We start from the raw sequence: 16,899 nt of genomic DNA, 5'->3' as shown, positions 1-16,899 counted from the left end.
CTTAACTTTAAAAATATAGTAAAAATGGGAGCGAGGTGCTCCCATTTTTTGTTATTCAATTATTAAAACTCTTGGCTCGTTGGGCGTAAAACAATTTCATTAATATCTACATCCGCAGGCTGTTCAATTGCATAAGCAATTGCTCGAGCGACTGAGTCAGCTGGTATGGCTTGTTTGTAGAAATCAGTAACAAACTCTGAACTTTCTTTATGAGAAGAACCGAATTTTAGTTCTGACTCAACTGCACCAGGCTCAATAGTCGTCGTTCTAATTGTTCCCCCAACTTCATGACGAAGTCCTTCAGAGATGGCTCTTACAGCAAACTTAGTACCGCTATAAACAGTACCTCCTGGACTAAATACTTTTATCCCTGCAACAGATGCGAGATTAATAAAGTGTCCAAAGTTTTGTTTTTGGAAAACAGGTAGTGTCGCTGCTATACCATAAAGAACACCTTTAATATTAATGTCGATCATACGATCCCATTCATCAACTTTTAGCTCACTTAATGGTGCAATAGACATTAATCCAGCATTGTTTACCATTACATCGATTTGACCAAATGCGCTTAATGCCTTTTCAATAAGTGCTTGTACTTCATGTGGTTTGGTTATATCCATACCAATAAATTCAGCTTGACCACCTTCAGCACGAATGTCGTGAACAATAGCCTCTAATTTTTCAGTACGTCTAGCACCAAGTACAACTTTTGCACCTTTTTTAGCAAGTAAGCGAGCAGTAGCTTCACCTAAACCACTACTTGCACCAGTGATCACAACAACTTTATTTTCTATATTATTCATACAAGTAACCTTCAACCTATCTGTCAATCATATTTGATGGATTAAGTATTACAGCCTTGTTAAGTATAATAAATGAATAATATTATCTTTCAGAATTCCTATTTACGGAATAATTGCCATAACACAGGATTGGTCATGCATAACAAATTGGAAATGATGCGTATCTTTTGTGTCGCAGCAGAGTCTCGAAATTTTAAAGAGGCAGCAACTCAGCTGGGTATTTCCCCACAGGCAGTGACACGGGCAATAAAAGAGCTAGAAGAGCAGCGCGGAGAGATTCTGTTCTACAGGAGTACTCGACAAATTAAAATTACCGCTGATGGAGAGCGTCTGGCAAAGCAAGCACGTTTTGCGGTGGGATCGATCGATGCTTTGTTTGTAAAAGACACCAAGGAAAAACGAGATGAAATGCGTGGGACTGTCCGTCTTACTGTGTCGTCTGTGTTAGGGCGTAAATTGGTAGTACCTGCACTAGCAGAATTTGCCAAACGTTATCCAGATATTGTCGTGGATTGTGTGCTAACAGATTCACACTCGGATGTGATCGATGAGCGAATAGATATCGGGATCAGATTTGGATTTTTGCCGGACAATCGATATGTGGCAAGGGAATTGGCTAAAGTGAACTTTTATTCTGTGGGTACGCCAAAGTTAATTGATAAGGTTGGAATGCCTAAAAAAATTATTGACCTAGATAAATACCCTCTAACAGCATTAATCGATCATAAAACAGGACGTTACTGGCCATGGACATTCACCGAAAGTCGAAGCTTCACGCCATCAAAGCCCCGTTTTATTACAGATGATCTAGAAGCTGAATTTCAAGCGATTCTCGCTGGAGTCGGATTCGGACACATGCCTGGATTTCTAGTTTTGCCGTGGCTTAGGAGTGGTAAGCTCATTCAGATACTTCATGAGGAAACCTCTCCTGTTTGGCGCCTGTATTTATATCGTCCACAGCGGGGCCCGACACCTTTGCGAATCCGAGCATTGTTTGATTACTTAGCGGAAGTGTTGGGCCGTATAGAAACCTGAATCAGATCAGACCATCACGTATCTAGAGTAACTACAATTTTTCCTATTTGCTGATTTGATTCAAGATAGCGCTGAGCGTCATGCATGTCCTCAAAGTTAAAGCAACGGTCGATCACTGGACGAAGATATCCTGCACCTATACTGCTCAGAATAAATCGTCTGGCTTGCTCCCTTAGAACAGGGTCATGCAGAACCTCAAGGAACAAAAAACCTCGCATAGTTAAACTCTTGCGTAACGCAACTTTAAGGGGAAATGGTGTGATCTCAGGGCTAAGTGCACCATGCATAACCATCGTTCCTCCTACAGACATCGCTTTGGTAATCTGTTCAATATGAGGTCCTCCTACAGCATCGAAGGCGACATCAAGATGTTCTCCACCCAAACGTAAAACAAGCGCCTCATACAAATCGGGTTCATCTTCACTGGCTATAACATTTTTAACACCGAGATCTAATAAGCGTTGCTTTTTCTCTATCGTCTGTGTACTTGCAATGACCTTAGCACCCGCTGCTTCAGCGATCTGTATCGCAGCTAGTCCTACACTGCTTGAAGCTGCTGTGATCAAGATCGTTTTTCCTTTCGAAACGCCACCAGCATGGATTACACCACCCCAAGCCGTCAAATACTGCATCCAGATTGAAGAAGCTTCTTCCCAGCTTAAACTATCGGGTTTATGAACTAAAAAAGTTTCTGGAATCAGAAGCTTGTCCGCATATGTCCCATATTTGGCTAGATTGTCAGTTGGAAGAATCGATACTGCATCTCCTGGAGAAAATTGGCGTACACCTTCACCTATCGCCAGAACTACGCCTGCTCCCTCATATCCCAGACGAGAGGGGAATACTGCCTTTTGAATATAAGTACCACGCCGAAACATCACATCAGCCCGGTTGAGTCCGATCGTTTTCATCTGGATTAGAACTTCTCCTGCGGCTGGTAAAGCCACAGGAAGTGTTTCTAATGTTAGAACATCTGTATCTCCAATAGAATTGAAGCGCCAAGTCTTGGCCTGAAGTGCGTTAAATGACATCAATCACGACCTTAATATTGGCAGAGCGATCTTGAACAGCATCATGAGCCTCAATCGCTTGATCTAGAGTAAAATGACGAGGATCAACAATAGGACGCAGTTTACCTTCCTCAACAAGACGAGTCGCGATCTTAAGGATATCACCATGATGAGCACGGCGATTGCCTGTTAACATCGGCATTAGGACGAATACGCCAGACAGTGTGGCACACCGTAGAGATGAACTTGCTAAATTATGATGACCAAATGCAGCACAGCTGGTAATGTGGCCATAGTGAGTTGTCATGGAAAGTGAAGCATCGAGTACTGGACCACCCACAGTATCGTAAACAATGTTAAAACCTTGACCCTCAGGGCTTGCAGCAATAATGTCATCGGAAGATGCTGTTGTGTAATCGAGAGGTGTTGCACCGAGTTCTGAAATCAGTGATTGATCAGCTGTACGACCAGTCGCCCAAACATTTGCATCAAGTGCTTTTGCAAGCTGAACAACCATATAACCAACGCCACCAGCACCACCCTGAACCAGTACAGTTTGCCCTGGTTGGACCTTCGCATTATCCACTAAACCTTCCCAAGCAGTGAGGAACGTTAATGGTAGTACTGCTGCCTCGCGCATAGAGATATTGCGTGGCTTTAATGCAATCAGATCGGCATCTGCTACAACATATTCTGCTAAAGATCCTTGAAGACCACGAACGCCACCTATCAGACCGTAAACTTCATCTCCAACGTTGAAGTGGGTGACACCTTCACCAACAGCAGTTACAACCCCAGCCATATCTGTTCCCAACACGGCAGGAAGCTCTGGCATAGCATATGGTGCTTCACCAAGACGAATTTTATAATCAATAGGGTTTACACCACTAGCATGAACACGTACTAGAACTTGCCCAGCCTCTGGTTGAGGTATAGGGAGTTCTACACGTTTAAATTCATGATCACCAAAATTTTCTAGGATAAGAGCATTCATCATCTTATTCATAGTTGTTCCTTATTCTTAACTGGGGGATGATATGCACAGTACCAAAGTCAAATAATCCAATAAATGATATTTATAGGATTTAATAATTCCTAAATAATGAATAATAAATATCATCCGCTCACTAAAAATATTCTAGTACAGTCTGTAAAGGCACTTTAATCTAAACTGTCGGTAGTATTTTCAAGGTTTGAAACGTTCAAAGTATCTACAAAGTGGCTAAAATTTGAAACATAATTCTAAAAGGTTACAGCATTACAAAGAACATGAGCCAAAATAAAAAATGGGAACTAAAAGTCCCATTTTTTTTATGACTTTCGCATAAGCTCTATGATGTTAATTTAAAAAAACTAAAAAACAGGGATAGAAAATTTACGCTAAAGAGCTTTTTGATTTTTCGATTTATAAAAATTATTGCTTTTTTGATACTATGGGGTACTATAGTATAAAAGCTAGCAAATAAGGAGGTCTGATGCCTAATCAGGTTGAAGACAAAAAAAAGATTCTTCTACGCGTCAGAAGGATCAAAGGTCAGACGCAAGCGATTGAAAAAGCGTTAGAAGACAATGTGGAATGTGGTGCAATTCTGCAACAAATATGCTCTGTGCGTGGTGCTATTAATGGTTTAATGAATGAAATGCTGGAGGTTCATTTAAAGGACACTTTAGTATCAGGTGAAACCACAGAACAACAACGAAAAGAAGAATTGGCTGAAATCGCCAAGATTCTAAAATCATATTTAAAATAGATCTGTATAAGGAATTATTCCATGAAGTCACGTGCTGCCGTTGCGTTTGGTCCTGGTCAACCTCTTCAAATTGTTGAAGTTGATGTTGCACCACCGAAGAAAGGTGAAGTATTAATCAAGATCTCCCATACCGGTGTGTGTCATACAGACGCATTTACTTTATCTGGCGATGATCCTGAAGGTGTTTTTCCGGCTATTCTCGGGCATGAAGGTGCTGGTGTCGTAGTTGAGGTTGGTGAAGGCGTGACTAGCGTCAAACCAGGTGATCATGTAATTCCACTTTACACCGCTGAATGTGGCGAGTGCGTATTCTGTAAATCTGGAAAATCGAACTTGTGTATTTCCGTTCGCGAAACTCAAGGTAGAGGCGTAATGCCAGATGGCACCACTCGTTTTTCCTACAATGGTCAACCGATTTACCACTATATGGGCTGCTCAACGTTCAGTGAATACACGGTAGTGGCAGAAGTATCATTGGCTAAAATCAATCCTGAAGCCAATCACGAACATGTCTGCTTACTGGGTTGTGGTGTCACAACGGGTATCGGTGCAGTACACAACACAGCTAAAGTACAAGAAGGTGATAGTGTTGCGGTCTTTGGTTTAGGTGGTATTGGTCTGGCAGTCGTACAAGCCGCACGTCAAGCTAAAGCAGGACGTATTATTGTGGTTGACACGAATCCAGATAAATTTGCGCTGGCAAAAGAGTTTGGTGCAACGGACTTCTTAAACCCTAAAGACTACGATAAACCAATCCAGCAAGTCATTGTCGAAATGACTGGTTGGGGTGTAGATCATTCATTTGAATGTATTGGCAACGTGAATGTGATGCGTGCAGCCCTTGAAAGTGCACACCGTGGCTGGGGACAATCCGTAATTATTGGTGTAGCTGGCGCAGGTCAGGAAATCTCTACCCGTCCATTCCAACTGGTTACTGGTCGTAAATGGCTAGGTTCTGCCTTTGGTGGCGTAAAAGGTCGTACGCAACTTCCTGGAATGGTTGAAGATGCCATGAAAGGTAAAATTCAATTAGAACCATTTGTGACACATACGATGGGCTTGGATCAGATCAATAAAGCCTTTGATCTAATGCATGAAGGTAAGTCAATTCGTACTGTAATTCATTACGAATAATTGCGTCAGACATTATAGTTTTCCATGCATGTGCATCATGAATGACATGCATGGAATCCTCTAAAACGGCACATTATCTGTAAAACCGATCTGTCTGTGTAGGTATCGTGTATAGGTTCAATAAACCTGCCTACATTTTAAATCTTTATCACTATTCTCTGTGGAGAATATGAGACTCTTTGTTTACTCGATTTCTCATGAAGTCTTGCTCAACATAGGTAATTGATTATGGAAATAATTGAGAAACATGCTTCTTTTGGTGGATCGCAAGAAGTGTATCGCCATCAGTCAACAGCATTAAATTGTTCAATGAAATTCTCAATATATCTGCCACCTCATGACAAAGATGAGCGGTTGCCAGTTTTATATTGGTTATCAGGACTGACTTGCAACGAACAGAACTTTATTACTAAAGCCGGAGCACAAAAGTATGCGGCTGAACATAAAGTCATTATTGTTGCACCAGATACCAGCCCACGTGGAGAGGATGTACCAGATCATGCAGATTATGATTTAGGCCAAGGCGCAGGATTCTATGTAAATGCAATACAAGCACCCTGGTCACAGCATTTCAAAATGTATGATTATATTGTGGAAGAGCTCAGAAATCTGATTGACCTGAATTTTCCGACCAATCAAGTCCAAAGTATTATGGGGCATAGCATGGGTGGTCATGGTGCATTAGTAATTGGGTTAAAAAATCCTGAGCTGTATAAAAGTATTTCTGCTTTTGCACCAATTGTTGCACCTAGCCAAGTACCTTGGGGGAAAAAGGCTTTTACACACTACTTAGGTGAAACCGAAACTTTATGGAAAAGCTATGATGCGATTGAATTAATCAAAAACGCTGAAGTTCATTTACCTATTTTAGTCGATCAGGGAACAGCTGATGATTTTCTTGAAGAACAGTTAAGGCCTAAGCTTCTGAGTGATATTTGTTTGGAACAAGAATATCCTCTTACACTTAACCTAAGAGAAGGGTATGACCATAGCTATTACTTCATTGCGAGCTTTATAGAGAAACATATAGAGTTTCACAGCAAATTCCTAGCAAAAGAACTTTCATAGATATGAGGATATACATGTTGTTCTTGAATGCTTCTTGAGCAATATAATTTCCAGATGAAGAGGTCAGCTTATAAATCTAAGGTAGATTCAATTGATCCTTGTATAACTAAGATTGAAGTTAATCATCTCATATCTTGATTTTGTAATTCAAATGTTAATGATATTAACTTGAATAAATTCATAGCATTATGTCGAAATAAACATCCAAATTTTGGCTCAGCTATGGAAAATGGTTTTTAACCTTTGTACAACAAAACTTTCTGATATGCATAAATTATTAATGTCAGAATCAGTTTGAATTCTAATCAATTGTGGAGTTTTAGTCATGCTTAAAACAGCTTTATATGTCCGTCTTGAAGCTAAACCAGGTAAAGAAGACGAAGTGGAAGCTTTCCTTAAAGGCGGTTTACCTATTGTAATGGAAGAACCTGCGACAGTTGCGTGGTTTGGCCTACGTCTTGGACCTACAACATTTGGTATTTTTGATGCATTCCCTGATGAGGAAGGTCGCCAAGCACATTTATCTGGCAAGGTTGCAGCTGCGTTGATGGCTCAGGCCGAAGAGCTATTTTCAGAGCCACCGTCTATTGAAAAAGTAGATGTTTTGGCGAGTAAACTACCAGCTTAAACCGACGCTTAAATGTATGAGGGTGCTGCCTGAAATTTTGAATGAAAGGCAGCACTTCAACCCTGTGAGGTTTGTCAGAGGCTTTTTATTCAAGTTGGGCTACTTTATTTATTGGCTTAATCTCATCATTTAAATGGGTCAATATCAAAACAGGGTAAATAAACGAATGCAGCTATGTACATGCTTTATATTGAACCAATCTATCTAATTTACTGTCGCATTTGTACATCTGCTAAACCGTGCCAATCTGCTTTTAAATATTCAATCACCTCTGTTTTGTATGAGCCATTCACTGTTTTAGCCAATGCGTTCACGACCATGTCAGTAGTCATACGTGTTGATACCTTCCATCCAACTATCGCTCGTGAAAATACATCAATAATAAAAGTGGTATAGAACAAGCCTGAATGTGTTTAACCATCACTCAAGTCGGTAAGCTAAAATAATTTTAAAAAAAATAGACGACTGGTCTATTTTTATGTATAGTTAGCACATGGTGCAGTCAAAAGCCGCAGTGTTGTCCAATTTTTTAAAGTTTATTTGATGAATAACGGTGGTTTTTCAAATCAATTAGCTGATCATCCTAGGATAAAAATATGCTGAATTTTAACTTTTATAATCCGACCCGCATTATTTTTGGTGGCGATACAATAGCTAAAATCAATGACTATGTACCTACAGAAGCAAAAGTATTAATGTTGTTTGGCGGTGAAAGTGCACGTAAGAATGGTACTTTAGCTGAGGTGCGTGAAGCATTAGGTGCAAGAGAAATTCATGAATTTGGCGGAATTGAGCCGAATCCGAGTTATGAAACCCTTATGAAAGCTGTAGAGCTGATTCGTGAACAAAAGATTGATTTCTTGATGGCTGTCGGTGGTGGATCGGTAATTGATGGTACTAAATTTATTGCAGCAGCAGTCAATTATACAGGGGATACATGGGAGATTTTAGAAACCCATGGTACTAAAATTACTCAAGCTTTGCCTTTTGCGAGTGTTCTCACCCTTCCGGCAACTGGTTCAGAAATGAATAGCGGTGGGGTAGTCACCAGAAAATCGACCCAAGCCAAATTGTCATTTAGCAGCCCCTATGTTTTTCCGCAATTTTCCGTACTGGATCCGAATAAAACTTTTAGCTTGCCAACGCGCCAGTTAGCAAATGGCGTGGTCGATGCATTTGTTCATGTCATGGAACAGTACTTAACTTACCCTGTCAATGCACAAGTACAAGATCGTTTTGCCGAAGGTCTATTGCAAACTCTGATTGAGATTGGACCGAAAATCTTAGAAGATTCAGCAGATTATGACACGCGTGCGAATTTGATGTGGGCTGCTAGCATGGCACTGAATGGGCTAATTGGAGCTGGTGTACCACAAGATTGGTCAACCCATTTGATTGGCCATGAGCTCACGGCTTTACATGGTATTGATCATGCTCGTACCTTGGCCATTGTGTTGCCGGCCAATCTACAAGTGCGTCGTCAAGAGAAGCGAGAAAAATTACTACAGTATGCAGCTCGTGTCTGGCAGATTGTCGAAGGTGATGAAGAACAACGTATTGATACTGTTATTGCTCGTACTCGAGCCTTCTTTGAGCAACTTGGATTGCCGACCCGTCTTAGCGATTATGGACTGGGGGAGACAGATATTGAGATCATCATTACGCAACTTAAATCACACAATCTTACACAGCTAGGCGAACGTAAAAATGTTTCATTAGAGATCAGTCGCCAAATTCTCGAGGCGAGCATCTAAATAAGCGTATCTGTCATGGTCACGCTACACGACAAGTGATCATGCAACAATGCTACTCAATCTTGAAAAATATCGGAGAAATAACATGAAAATTTTAATCGTTTTAACCTCACATGATCAGCTTGGTAATACTGGTAAGAAAACAGGTTTCTGGCTAGAAGAACTTGCTGCACCGTATTACACCTTCATTGACTCTGGTGCTGAAGTTACCCTGGCGTCGCCTCAAGGTGGGCAGCCACCACTAGATCCGAAAAGTAATTTAGCAGAAGCACAAACTGAAACCACTCATCGTTTTGAAGCTGATTCAACTGCAATGCAAGCATTGGCACAGACGCATAAACTTAGCGAAATCTCTGTAGCTGATTATGATGCAGTCTTTTATCCAGGCGGTCATGGCCCATTGTGGGATTTAGCAGAAGATCCGATCTCAATTTCTCTGATTGAACAGGCGATTCAGTCTGGCAAACCTGTTGCAGCAGTGTGTCACGCCCCAGGTGTTCTTCGTCATGTAAAAACCAGTGATGGCAAGCCTTTAGTTAGCGGTAAATCTGTGACTGGCTTCACCAATACTGAAGAAGATGCGGTAGGTTTGACTGAAATTGTACCATTTTTAGTTGAAGACATGCTTAAAGAAAACGGTGGTCATTATTCTAAAGTAGATGATTGGCAAGTACATGTTCAAGTAGATGGCTTGCTGGTTACTGGACAAAATCCAGCATCTTCTGCTGCAACTGCCTCAGCATTACTTCAATTGTTGAAATAAAGAGTAGCGAGTGCCTGTTGTGGTGCTGAGTAGTGAATAAACTTTTGACTCTGAGCAACTGGTGCAATAAGCAAAATAACCCTCATTTAATGGTGAAGGGCCTGGGAGAATAGCTTTCCTTCCTTTATTTTTCTATATACAGGAAGGGAGGTTATTTTTTTAGGGGCTTAGGAAGTTACCATACTTTGTAATATGTTTAACTTCCTAAGCCCCTTTAATTTTTATGAATCTTCACCTTTTAATAGAAATTTAGTTGCTCTCAGCGCTTGATGTAATGGTGTTTTATCTTTTTGCAACTTACTCAGTAATGCTGCACCTAACCACATTTGGTAAAGTACTTGTGCCAAAGTCGAGGTCTCAGTATCTGCTTGGATAGATTGATCCTGTTTACCCAAATCAATTAAACCAGCAATACGTTCGATTACATCATCGACGCCAGCGGACATAATGGAGCGCATATCTTCAGATAGATCGGCAACTTCTGCGGCAAGTTTCACAATTAAACAGCTATCCGCCCAACCACACTGTGTTTCAGGATCTTCTATCCATAAATTAAAATACTCAATCAGCTTTTGATAAGGGGATTTATCACTACGCCATACATCATTTAAACGGACTTGGTAATTATCCACATAATGCTGTACCAATTCACATCCGAAAGCTTCCTTGGATTGGAAATAATGATAAAACGAGCCTTTAGGGATTTCACAGCTCTGTAAAATTTCCTGTAATCCTACGCCAGTAAAACCTTTATGCAAAATCAGGTCTGAACTGGTGTTAAGAATGTGTAAGCGCTTTGCTTCAGACTTTTTAATAGGATTAGGCTTCATATTAATTATTTACTCTATTGTAAAAAATAGACCAGTCGTATTGTTTTTTATTATAACTCATCTACAATGGATGTAAAGAAATTTTAATCATAATTTTTGATTGTGAAGAGAAATATTTCTAAATAAAACATGGGGTTATATGTATGAAACAAGTTATTAATCAACGCATCGTTTTAGCTAAACGGCCAGTGGGTGAGCCAAAACACAGCGATTTTCGTATTGAGCAAGTTGAGCTCAATGAACTTAAACAAGGCGAGATATTGTTAAAAACCATTTACTTGTCACTCGATCCTTATATGCGTGGTCGCATGAGTGATGCTCCTTCATATGCAGCACCGGTTGAAATTGGCGAAGTGATGGTCGGTGGAACAGTCAGTCAAGTGGTGGCCTCTAAAAACCCAAAATTCAAAGAAGGCGAGTGGGTTCTTTCCGGAAATGGCTGGCAGGGCTACGCAATTTCTAATGGGACTGCATGTCAAAGCTTAGGTATGCAACCTGAACATCCATCTTGGGCATTGGGTATTTTGGGAATGCCAGGATTTACTGCTTATATGGGGCTGTTGGACATTGGTCAGCCTAAAGCCGGTGAAACTTTAGTCGTTGCAGCTGCAACGGGACCTGTTGGTGCTACGGTTGGACAGATTGGCAAACTTAAAGGTTGTCGCGTGGTTGGCATCGCAGGTGGGCCTGAAAAATGCCGTTATGCTGTAGAAGAACTCGGCTTCGATGCTTGTATCAATCATCATGATGAAAATTTTGCAGAACAATTACAACAAGCAGCTCCCAATGGTATTGATATTTATTATGAGAATGTCGGGGGTAAAGTGTTTGATGCGGTATGGCCATTGCTTAACTCTGCGGCACGTGTACCGGTGTGTGGTGTGGTTTCCCAGTATAACGCTACCGAGCAAGCACAAGGGCCAGACCGTTTACCGGGCTTTATTTCCACCCTTTTAAAAAAGCGTATTCGCATGCAAGGCTTTATTATTTTTGATGATTATGGCAGTCAGTATCCGGAATTCTATCAGCAAATGTCTGAATGGTTGAAAGATGGAAAAATCAAATATAAAGAGCATATGGTGCAAGGTTTAGATAACACGATCAATGCTTTCAATGGTATGTTGAAAGGCGAAAACTTTGGCAAAGTGGTTGTAAAAATTTAAAAATTAGGAATTATCATGCTTACACTACATCATTTAGATCAATCACGTTCTTTTCGCATTTTGTGGTTACTTGAAGAAATCAAGCAGCCCTATGAGCTGAAACGCTATTATCGTGACTCACGCACGCATTTGGCCCCTGACTCTTTAAAAACCATCCATCCTTTAGGGAAATCTCCAGTATTGGAATGGGATGGCAAAGTTATTGCAGAGTCAGGCGCAATCGTTGAGTTATTAATTCAGCAACTTGCGCCGCATTTAGCACCAGATATGGATGAACCTACCTATGTCGATTATCTACAGTGGATTCATTTCTCAGAAAGCTCTGCCATGCTGCCATTTTTGTTAAAAACGTTTAATGCGATTGAAACCAAGCAGGGCACGAAGTTGGTATTTTTAGAAAATTATACTCAAGTTGAGTTTGATAAAGTATTTAGCTATTTAAATGAATATTTAAAAGATAAAGAATTTCTAGTGGCAGACCGTTTAACCGGTGCTGACTTTATGATGGGCTTTGGACTACATGCTTTAGTTCATCATATGGGACAAGGTGAAAATTATCCCCATATCCAACGTTATGTAGCAGGTTTAAGCCAACTACCTAGCTGGCAAGCCGCAGTACAAATTGAACAAAATGGTGTGAAAAGTCAAAAATAGTAAGATTGATTTTTTAAAGGCAATTGAGAAAAAGAATCGTGCTTGATAAGTACATCTAGTTAAAAAATAAGCTGATACTTATTTAAAGTAAACGCCTAATGAATTTCATCGGGCGTTCTCTATTTTAAAAATAAGGAATTACCATTATTTAAGACAAGTTGCGCCTGTGCTTCCCCTGCAAATTCCTATCAAAAGGGCTTGAATATCACGACGTTTAGGCTGAAAGATATAATCAACTTTTAAAAGAAACGTGACTAACGCACTGCAAGATTAAACAGATTAAATTATTCCTCAGGGTATTAAACAAGTCATCTATATCATTTTAATAACATAAACATATATGCGTAAAAATCACGCCCTGCTTAACTGGCAATAGTTTTTGAACCCTTGTATAAAAATTTAAACGAATCTAGCAAGTCTTTATTTAATGTTAATACTCATCCAGTATTGAGGTTTTTTATCTTTTCTTGCCTGTGATCTAGGTTGTAATACTCTAATTTCATACTCACCTGAAGCAGGTAAAATATAAATACCATTATCATCAAGCTCTGAAGAATATTCTCCAAGATTGATGGAGTCTTTTAATTGATTACCCCATAAGTAAGTTTCAACATTTCCTCCAGTCAACTTCACTTTTAACTTTTGCCCTTTTTTAGCATAAAATTTGTAGGAATCATACTTGTATCCATCTAGCCTTCCGTAATAATTTGCAGAGTCAGCTTTTTTAGCAAACTTAACTACAACAGTCTTTCGTATATCATTGTTATCATTTGCAAGTACGGCAGGGCTAAGCATAGTTAAAGTTAGGGCCATAAAAGCACTAGCTAGTAATTTCGTATTCGCTATTTTCATAAGCTTACCTTAATTCTTGTATCGCTCCTGACATAGTAACATAAGTAATAAGTAACCATGAATCATGGAACAAAAATGTGAATAGTCACCAAAATTCTAGACACACATAACCATCTTTTGATAGACCCTCTCATAATCTAATGAAGAACGTTGACCGTTGGAACTAGGCCGCGTTTGAACTGCAGAACACCTCAATATATTCAAAGATATTAGACCTGGCTTCAGTTTTTGTGATATATTTTCTTCTTAATTCTTTCTTGTTTTAACAACTGAAAGAAACCCTAAGCAACAGCAACTGTGCTGGATTTGCTGGAAATTAACTGTCCTGATATGAGAGCATTAAAAATACTTAGATCAACAAAATCCAATCAAAGTACAACAATTTTCAGATCAAGAACGTATCAAACAACTGGAAAATGAAAATAAAGAACTGCATCGTGCTAATAACATTCTACGTAAAGCAGCCGCTTTTTTCGGCCAGGCGCAGCTCGACCGCCCACACAAATAGTGATGGATTTTATCCATAATAAGGCGTTATATGGTGTTGAGGCAATTTGTAGAATTTTACCTATCGCAGCTTCAACCTATTACCGAACTCTAGTCCTCTGTGATGAGAAGCATTGCTTCGCAAGGGAACATCAAGCGAAACGAGATTTACATGACTTGCATCCATGCTGAACAAATTAAACGAATTTGGAAGGAAAGTTCAGGTCGATATGGTGTACGTAAAGTTTGGCAAAAACTGAAACATCAAGGCTATGTTGCTGCGCGCTGTACAGTTGCTCGATTGATGCAAAAGCTAGGTATACAAGGTGTTTAGCGTGTTAAGAAAGGGGGCGTTTTTAAATGCCATTAGAGGGTTATTTTTACACTGCAGCTAATACGAACAGTAATTCATACGATAATGCTCTGGCTGAAACGGTGAATGGTTTATACAAAACAGAGGTGATTGAATATTTAAAAGCAGATTGGCAAGGTCTAGCAGATGTACAACTTGCGACATTAAGTTGGGTTGATTGATTCAACAAAAAGCGTGTACACAGTGCACTGGGTTATGTATCGCCTTTTGAGTTCGAAGCAATGTCTTATGATAAGATTAACCCGTTAGGTCAGGTGGCCTAACTTAAATAAAAAGTCTCCGACAAACCCGGTATGGTTCAGTTAAAGAGTAAGAAAAATATTGGGGTAAAATCGCTTTTTGTCAAAAGAAAACAGTGTTCGTTCTAATTTATTACTTTCCTCAGAACCCGCATCGACTTAAAATCATGAACACTTTTGATGATAAAGAAGTAAGTCCCGTGTCAGACCATTTGGAAAACGAATTTGAGCTAAGTAATGAGGAAATGCATCTCTATAGTCGTCAGATTTTATTAGATGGTTGGGATATCGAAGCACAAGAAAAACTAAAACTCGCCAATGTGCTAATAATCGGCGCAGGTGGTATCGGTTGTACCAGTGCTGAGCTGTTGGCACGTGCAGGTGTAGGTAGAATTACCATTGTCGATGCCGATACGATTGAAATGAGTAATCTGCAAAGACAAATTGCCTTTACGACAAAAGATTTAGGTCGATACAAAGCCGAAATACTGGCAAAGCATCTAAAAGACATTAATCCGCATATACAAGTTAGCTATCAAAATATACGATTCGATGAAACGAATGCTGATGAACTTGTACAGCATCAAGATGTAGTCTTGGATGGTTGCGATAATTTTACGACTCGTTATCTAGTGAATGCGGTGTGTAGAAAACATCAAGTACCGCTTATCAGTGCGTCAGCCATTGGTTTTGAAGGGCAACTGTTTATGGTGGATGCTGATTCAGCTTGTTATGAATGTCTGTTTCCGAAAGAAGATCATGCCAATGAAGGATTACGTTGTGCGGAGTCAGGTGTATTAGCTACCACTCCTGTAATGATAGCGTCATTACAAGCGCATCACACTTTGTTGTTTTTAGGACTTGGTCTCACACCATTAAAGCAAAAATTGTTGCTTTGGAATGGTTTAAATCTATCGCAACGCATTCTTAAATTTGAAAAAGATGTAAATTGTCCAGTTTGTCAGGCAACTTGATCGGTAAATTGAGCAAAATTTGCTAAACTAAGACCATCTGTAAGGCAATGAAAGATTATGAAAAGAAATATTTTATTCGATGGATTACGTTCTGTTGCACGTATCGGTGAAACAGTTATTGTTGCGGCACAAGCAGGTGTGAAATATGCAACTGAAAAACCAAGTAATGCAAAGCTTATGCGTGAGACCTTTGAGTCGCTTGGTTCAACATATATTAAATTGGGTCAATTTATTGCCAGTACGCCGTCTTTATTCCCTCGTGAATACGTTCAGGAATTCCAAGGTTGTTTAGATCAAACGCCAACCTTACCATTTAGCTATATCCAACAAGTATTAGCTGAAGAATTTGAAGGCCGTAATCTGAATGAAATTTTTAGTTTTATCGATGAAAAGCCACTAGCTTCAGCTTCAATTGCACAAGTCCATGCCGCTCGACTAGTTACGGGTGAAGATGTGGTATTAAAGGTTCAAAAACCTGGTGTTGAAACCATTTTATACACTGATTTAAATGTGGTGCATTGGGCGACAAAACTTTTAGAAAAAGCCGTTCCAAAAATCAAGTTTGCATCGCTTTCTGAAATTGTGGATGAGATCAAAACACGTATGGTACGTGAAGTTGATTTTATTGAAGAAGCACAGAATCTGGATGACTTTATTCAATATTTAAATGTGTCAGGTAACCAAGCGGCAACTGCACCAAAAGTTTATCATCAATTTTCAACGCGCCGTGTACTTACCATGCAGCGCTTGTACGGGGTGTCATTAACTGATTTTGATGTTGTTAAAAAATATGCCAAAGACCCAACACAAGTTCTGATTACTGCAATGAATACTTGGTTTGGTAGTCTCATGCTATGTAAGAGTTTCCATGCTGATTTACACGCTGGAAATCTGATGTTACTTGAAGATGGTCGTATTGGTTTTATTGATTTTGGTATTGTTGGTCAGTTAAACCCTGAAGTTTGGACAGCATGTATGGCATTTATGGATGCATTACAGCATACCAATTATGTTGCGATGGCTGAGAATATGCTGAAAATGGGCATGACTCATCATAAAATTGACACTCAAGTCTTGGCTGATGATTTAGAGCGTTTATTTAGCGGTGTATTACTGGCAGATCCGCAAGAAATTCTCAGTTCCAATCCAGCAGATTTGAATGACATTATGATGGATATGGTGGCTGTCGGTGAACGTCATGGTATCAAATTCCCGCGAGACTTCGCTTTGTTATTCAAGCAAATGCTATATTTTGATCGTTTCATGCGTGTTCTCGCACCGTATACCGATATTTATGCTGACCAACGTTTAAAAATGGTTCACAATATTGAACCTGCTTCGTTTTTAAAGCATTAATTTATTTATCGGTTCATTAGGTCATT

At 39.7% G+C, this 16,899-nt stretch carries 16 protein-coding genes, 3 pseudogenes and 1 other annotated feature; of the genes and pseudogenes, 12 read left to right on the top strand and 7 right to left on the bottom strand.

The window, feature by feature from the left end; translation table 11 throughout:
- Positions 1-62: 62 nt before the first annotated feature.
- On the bottom strand, positions 63-803 hold the full coding sequence (locus CDG55_RS09350) for an SDR family oxidoreductase (protein WP_087536190.1): 741 nt from the start codon (positions 801-803) through the stop codon (positions 63-65).
- A 135-nt stretch (positions 804-938) separates the two neighbouring features.
- Between CDG55_RS09350 and CDG55_RS09345 the strand changes: the two genes are divergently transcribed.
- Entirely contained in the window at positions 939-1,838 is a 900-nt protein-coding gene (locus CDG55_RS09345; protein ID WP_087536189.1) for a LysR family transcriptional regulator, read from the top strand.
- A 14-nt stretch (positions 1,839-1,852) separates the two neighbouring features.
- On the opposite strand, the gene CDG55_RS09340 is transcribed toward CDG55_RS09345, so the two are convergent.
- Complete coding sequence (locus CDG55_RS09340; RefSeq protein WP_087536188.1) at positions 1,853-2,869, bottom strand: zinc-dependent alcohol dehydrogenase family protein; 1,017 nt, start codon at positions 2,867-2,869, stop codon at positions 1,853-1,855.
- Positions 2,859-3,854: a zinc-dependent alcohol dehydrogenase family protein gene (locus CDG55_RS09335; protein ID WP_087536187.1), complete on the bottom strand. Its 996-nt coding sequence runs from the start codon at positions 3,852-3,854 to the stop codon at positions 2,859-2,861. The genes CDG55_RS09340 and CDG55_RS09335 overlap by 11 nt, the downstream gene beginning before the upstream one ends.
- 469 nt (positions 3,855-4,323) lie before the next feature.
- Here CDG55_RS09335 and CDG55_RS09330 point away from each other — a divergent pair, with 469 nt between their 5' ends.
- The 4 genes from CDG55_RS09330 (at position 4,324) to CDG55_RS09315 (ending at position 7,429) form a co-directional block, all read left to right on the top strand.
- Positions 4,324-4,599, top strand: coding sequence for a metal/formaldehyde-sensitive transcriptional repressor (locus CDG55_RS09330; protein WP_001133625.1), 276 nt, complete (start codon positions 4,324-4,326; stop codon positions 4,597-4,599).
- Between the two features lie 21 nt (positions 4,600-4,620).
- On the top strand, positions 4,621-5,733 hold the full coding sequence (locus CDG55_RS09325) for an S-(hydroxymethyl)glutathione dehydrogenase/class III alcohol dehydrogenase (RefSeq protein ID WP_087536186.1): 1,113 nt from the start codon (positions 4,621-4,623) through the stop codon (positions 5,731-5,733).
- Between the two features lie 228 nt (positions 5,734-5,961).
- Complete coding sequence (gene fghA / locus CDG55_RS09320; RefSeq protein ID WP_087536185.1) at positions 5,962-6,801, top strand: S-formylglutathione hydrolase; 840 nt, start codon at positions 5,962-5,964, stop codon at positions 6,799-6,801.
- Between the two features lie 325 nt (positions 6,802-7,126).
- Positions 7,127-7,429, top strand: a complete 303-nt coding sequence (locus tag CDG55_RS09315) for a putative quinol monooxygenase (protein WP_005160558.1) — start codon at positions 7,127-7,129, stop codon at positions 7,427-7,429.
- Between the two features lie 85 nt (positions 7,430-7,514).
- On the opposite strand, the pseudogene CDG55_RS15655 reads toward CDG55_RS09315, so the two are convergent.
- A pseudogene (locus tag CDG55_RS15655) lies at positions 7,515-7,842 on the bottom strand (IS3 family transposase); the annotation flags it as partial.
- 183 nt (positions 7,843-8,025) lie between these two features.
- On the opposite strand from CDG55_RS15655, the gene CDG55_RS09305 reads away from it, so the two are divergent.
- Both CDG55_RS09305 and CDG55_RS09300 read left to right on the top strand, forming a co-directional pair.
- Positions 8,026-9,183, top strand: a complete 1,158-nt coding sequence (locus CDG55_RS09305; RefSeq protein WP_087536184.1) for an iron-containing alcohol dehydrogenase — start codon at positions 8,026-8,028, stop codon at positions 9,181-9,183.
- Positions 9,184-9,268: 85 nt separating this feature from the next.
- On the top strand, positions 9,269-9,946 hold the full coding sequence (locus CDG55_RS09300) for a type 1 glutamine amidotransferase domain-containing protein (RefSeq protein WP_087536183.1): 678 nt from the start codon (positions 9,269-9,271) through the stop codon (positions 9,944-9,946).
- Positions 9,947-10,167: 221 nt separating this feature from the next.
- Here the strand turns inward: CDG55_RS09300 and CDG55_RS09295 are convergent, their stop codons facing one another.
- On the bottom strand, positions 10,168-10,776 hold the full coding sequence (locus CDG55_RS09295; protein WP_087536182.1) for a TetR/AcrR family transcriptional regulator: 609 nt from the start codon (positions 10,774-10,776) through the stop codon (positions 10,168-10,170).
- Between the two features lie 143 nt (positions 10,777-10,919).
- Here CDG55_RS09295 and CDG55_RS09290 point away from each other — a divergent pair, with 143 nt between their 5' ends.
- Positions 10,920-11,939 (top strand): NADP-dependent oxidoreductase, encoded by a 1,020-nt coding sequence (locus CDG55_RS09290; RefSeq protein ID WP_087536181.1) that lies wholly within the window; start codon positions 10,920-10,922, stop codon positions 11,937-11,939.
- A 15-nt stretch (positions 11,940-11,954) separates the two neighbouring features.
- Positions 11,955-12,593, top strand: a complete 639-nt coding sequence (locus tag CDG55_RS09285) for a glutathione S-transferase family protein (RefSeq protein ID WP_087536180.1) — start codon at positions 11,955-11,957, stop codon at positions 12,591-12,593.
- 420 nt (positions 12,594-13,013) lie between these two features.
- On the opposite strand, the gene CDG55_RS09280 is transcribed toward CDG55_RS09285, so the two are convergent.
- Both CDG55_RS09280 and CDG55_RS15650 read right to left on the bottom strand, forming a co-directional pair.
- Positions 13,014-13,445, bottom strand: coding sequence for a PPC domain-containing protein (locus CDG55_RS09280; protein ID WP_087536179.1), 432 nt, complete (start codon positions 13,443-13,445; stop codon positions 13,014-13,016).
- Positions 13,446-13,541: 96 nt separating this feature from the next.
- Positions 13,542-13,723 (bottom strand): annotated as a pseudogene (locus tag CDG55_RS15650) (IS3 family transposase); the annotation flags it as partial.
- 65 nt (positions 13,724-13,788) lie between these two features.
- Here CDG55_RS15650 and CDG55_RS09275 point away from each other — a divergent pair.
- The 3 genes and pseudogenes from CDG55_RS09275 to CDG55_RS09265 all read left to right on the top strand — a co-directional run.
- A pseudogene (locus CDG55_RS09275) lies at positions 13,789-14,567 on the top strand (IS3 family transposase); the annotation flags it as partial.
- Positions 13,911-14,024 (top strand) — a sequence feature (AL1L pseudoknot). It overlaps the preceding pseudogene by 114 nt.
- 143 nt (positions 14,568-14,710) lie before the next feature.
- The gene (locus CDG55_RS09270) at positions 14,711-15,517 is read left to right on the top strand and encodes a HesA/MoeB/ThiF family protein (protein WP_416332995.1); all 807 of its coding nucleotides are present in this window, start codon (positions 14,711-14,713) and stop codon (positions 15,515-15,517) included.
- Positions 15,518-15,574: 57 nt separating this feature from the next.
- Positions 15,575-16,873, top strand: coding sequence for an ABC1 kinase family protein (locus CDG55_RS09265; protein ID WP_087536178.1), 1,299 nt, complete (start codon positions 15,575-15,577; stop codon positions 16,871-16,873).
- Positions 16,874-16,899: the final 26 nt, after the last annotated feature.

This window comes from Acinetobacter sp. WCHA45 (assembly GCF_002165255.2).
GTDB lineage: Bacteria > Pseudomonadota > Gammaproteobacteria > Pseudomonadales > Moraxellaceae > Acinetobacter.
The sequence above is the reverse complement of the archived record's forward strand: the minus strand, read 5'-3'. Positions and strand labels throughout refer to the sequence as shown.

What these genes read in the sequence shown, in the direction of transcription:
- CDG55_RS09350 (WP_087536190.1), bottom strand. Translation starts at nt 803, where the DNA reads ATGAATAATATAGAAAATAAAGTTGTTGTGATCACTGGTGCAAGTAGT.
- CDG55_RS09345 (WP_087536189.1), top strand. Translation starts at nt 939, where the DNA reads ATGCATAACAAATTGGAAATGATGCGTATCTTTTGTGTCGCAGCAGAG.
- CDG55_RS09340 (WP_087536188.1), bottom strand. Translation starts at nt 2,869, where the DNA reads ATGTCATTTAACGCACTTCAGGCCAAGACTTGGCGCTTCAATTCTATT.
- CDG55_RS09335 (WP_087536187.1), bottom strand. Translation starts at nt 3,854, where the DNA reads ATGAATAAGATGATGAATGCTCTTATCCTAGAAAATTTTGGTGATCAT.
- CDG55_RS09330 (WP_001133625.1), top strand. Translation starts at nt 4,324, where the DNA reads ATGCCTAATCAGGTTGAAGACAAAAAAAAGATTCTTCTACGCGTCAGA.
- CDG55_RS09325 (WP_087536186.1), top strand. Translation starts at nt 4,621, where the DNA reads ATGAAGTCACGTGCTGCCGTTGCGTTTGGTCCTGGTCAACCTCTTCAA.
- fghA (WP_087536185.1), top strand. Translation starts at nt 5,962, where the DNA reads ATGGAAATAATTGAGAAACATGCTTCTTTTGGTGGATCGCAAGAAGTG.
- CDG55_RS09315 (WP_005160558.1), top strand. Translation starts at nt 7,127, where the DNA reads ATGCTTAAAACAGCTTTATATGTCCGTCTTGAAGCTAAACCAGGTAAA.
- CDG55_RS09305 (WP_087536184.1), top strand. Translation starts at nt 8,026, where the DNA reads ATGCTGAATTTTAACTTTTATAATCCGACCCGCATTATTTTTGGTGGC.
- CDG55_RS09300 (WP_087536183.1), top strand. Translation starts at nt 9,269, where the DNA reads ATGAAAATTTTAATCGTTTTAACCTCACATGATCAGCTTGGTAATACT.
- CDG55_RS09295 (WP_087536182.1), bottom strand. Translation starts at nt 10,776, where the DNA reads ATGAAGCCTAATCCTATTAAAAAGTCTGAAGCAAAGCGCTTACACATT.
- CDG55_RS09290 (WP_087536181.1), top strand. Translation starts at nt 10,920, where the DNA reads ATGAAACAAGTTATTAATCAACGCATCGTTTTAGCTAAACGGCCAGTG.
- CDG55_RS09285 (WP_087536180.1), top strand. Translation starts at nt 11,955, where the DNA reads ATGCTTACACTACATCATTTAGATCAATCACGTTCTTTTCGCATTTTG.
- CDG55_RS09280 (WP_087536179.1), bottom strand. Translation starts at nt 13,445, where the DNA reads ATGAAAATAGCGAATACGAAATTACTAGCTAGTGCTTTTATGGCCCTA.
- CDG55_RS09270 (WP_416332995.1), top strand. Translation starts at nt 14,711, where the DNA reads ATGAACACTTTTGATGATAAAGAAGTAAGTCCCGTGTCAGACCATTTG.
- CDG55_RS09265 (WP_087536178.1), top strand. Translation starts at nt 15,575, where the DNA reads ATGAAAAGAAATATTTTATTCGATGGATTACGTTCTGTTGCACGTATC.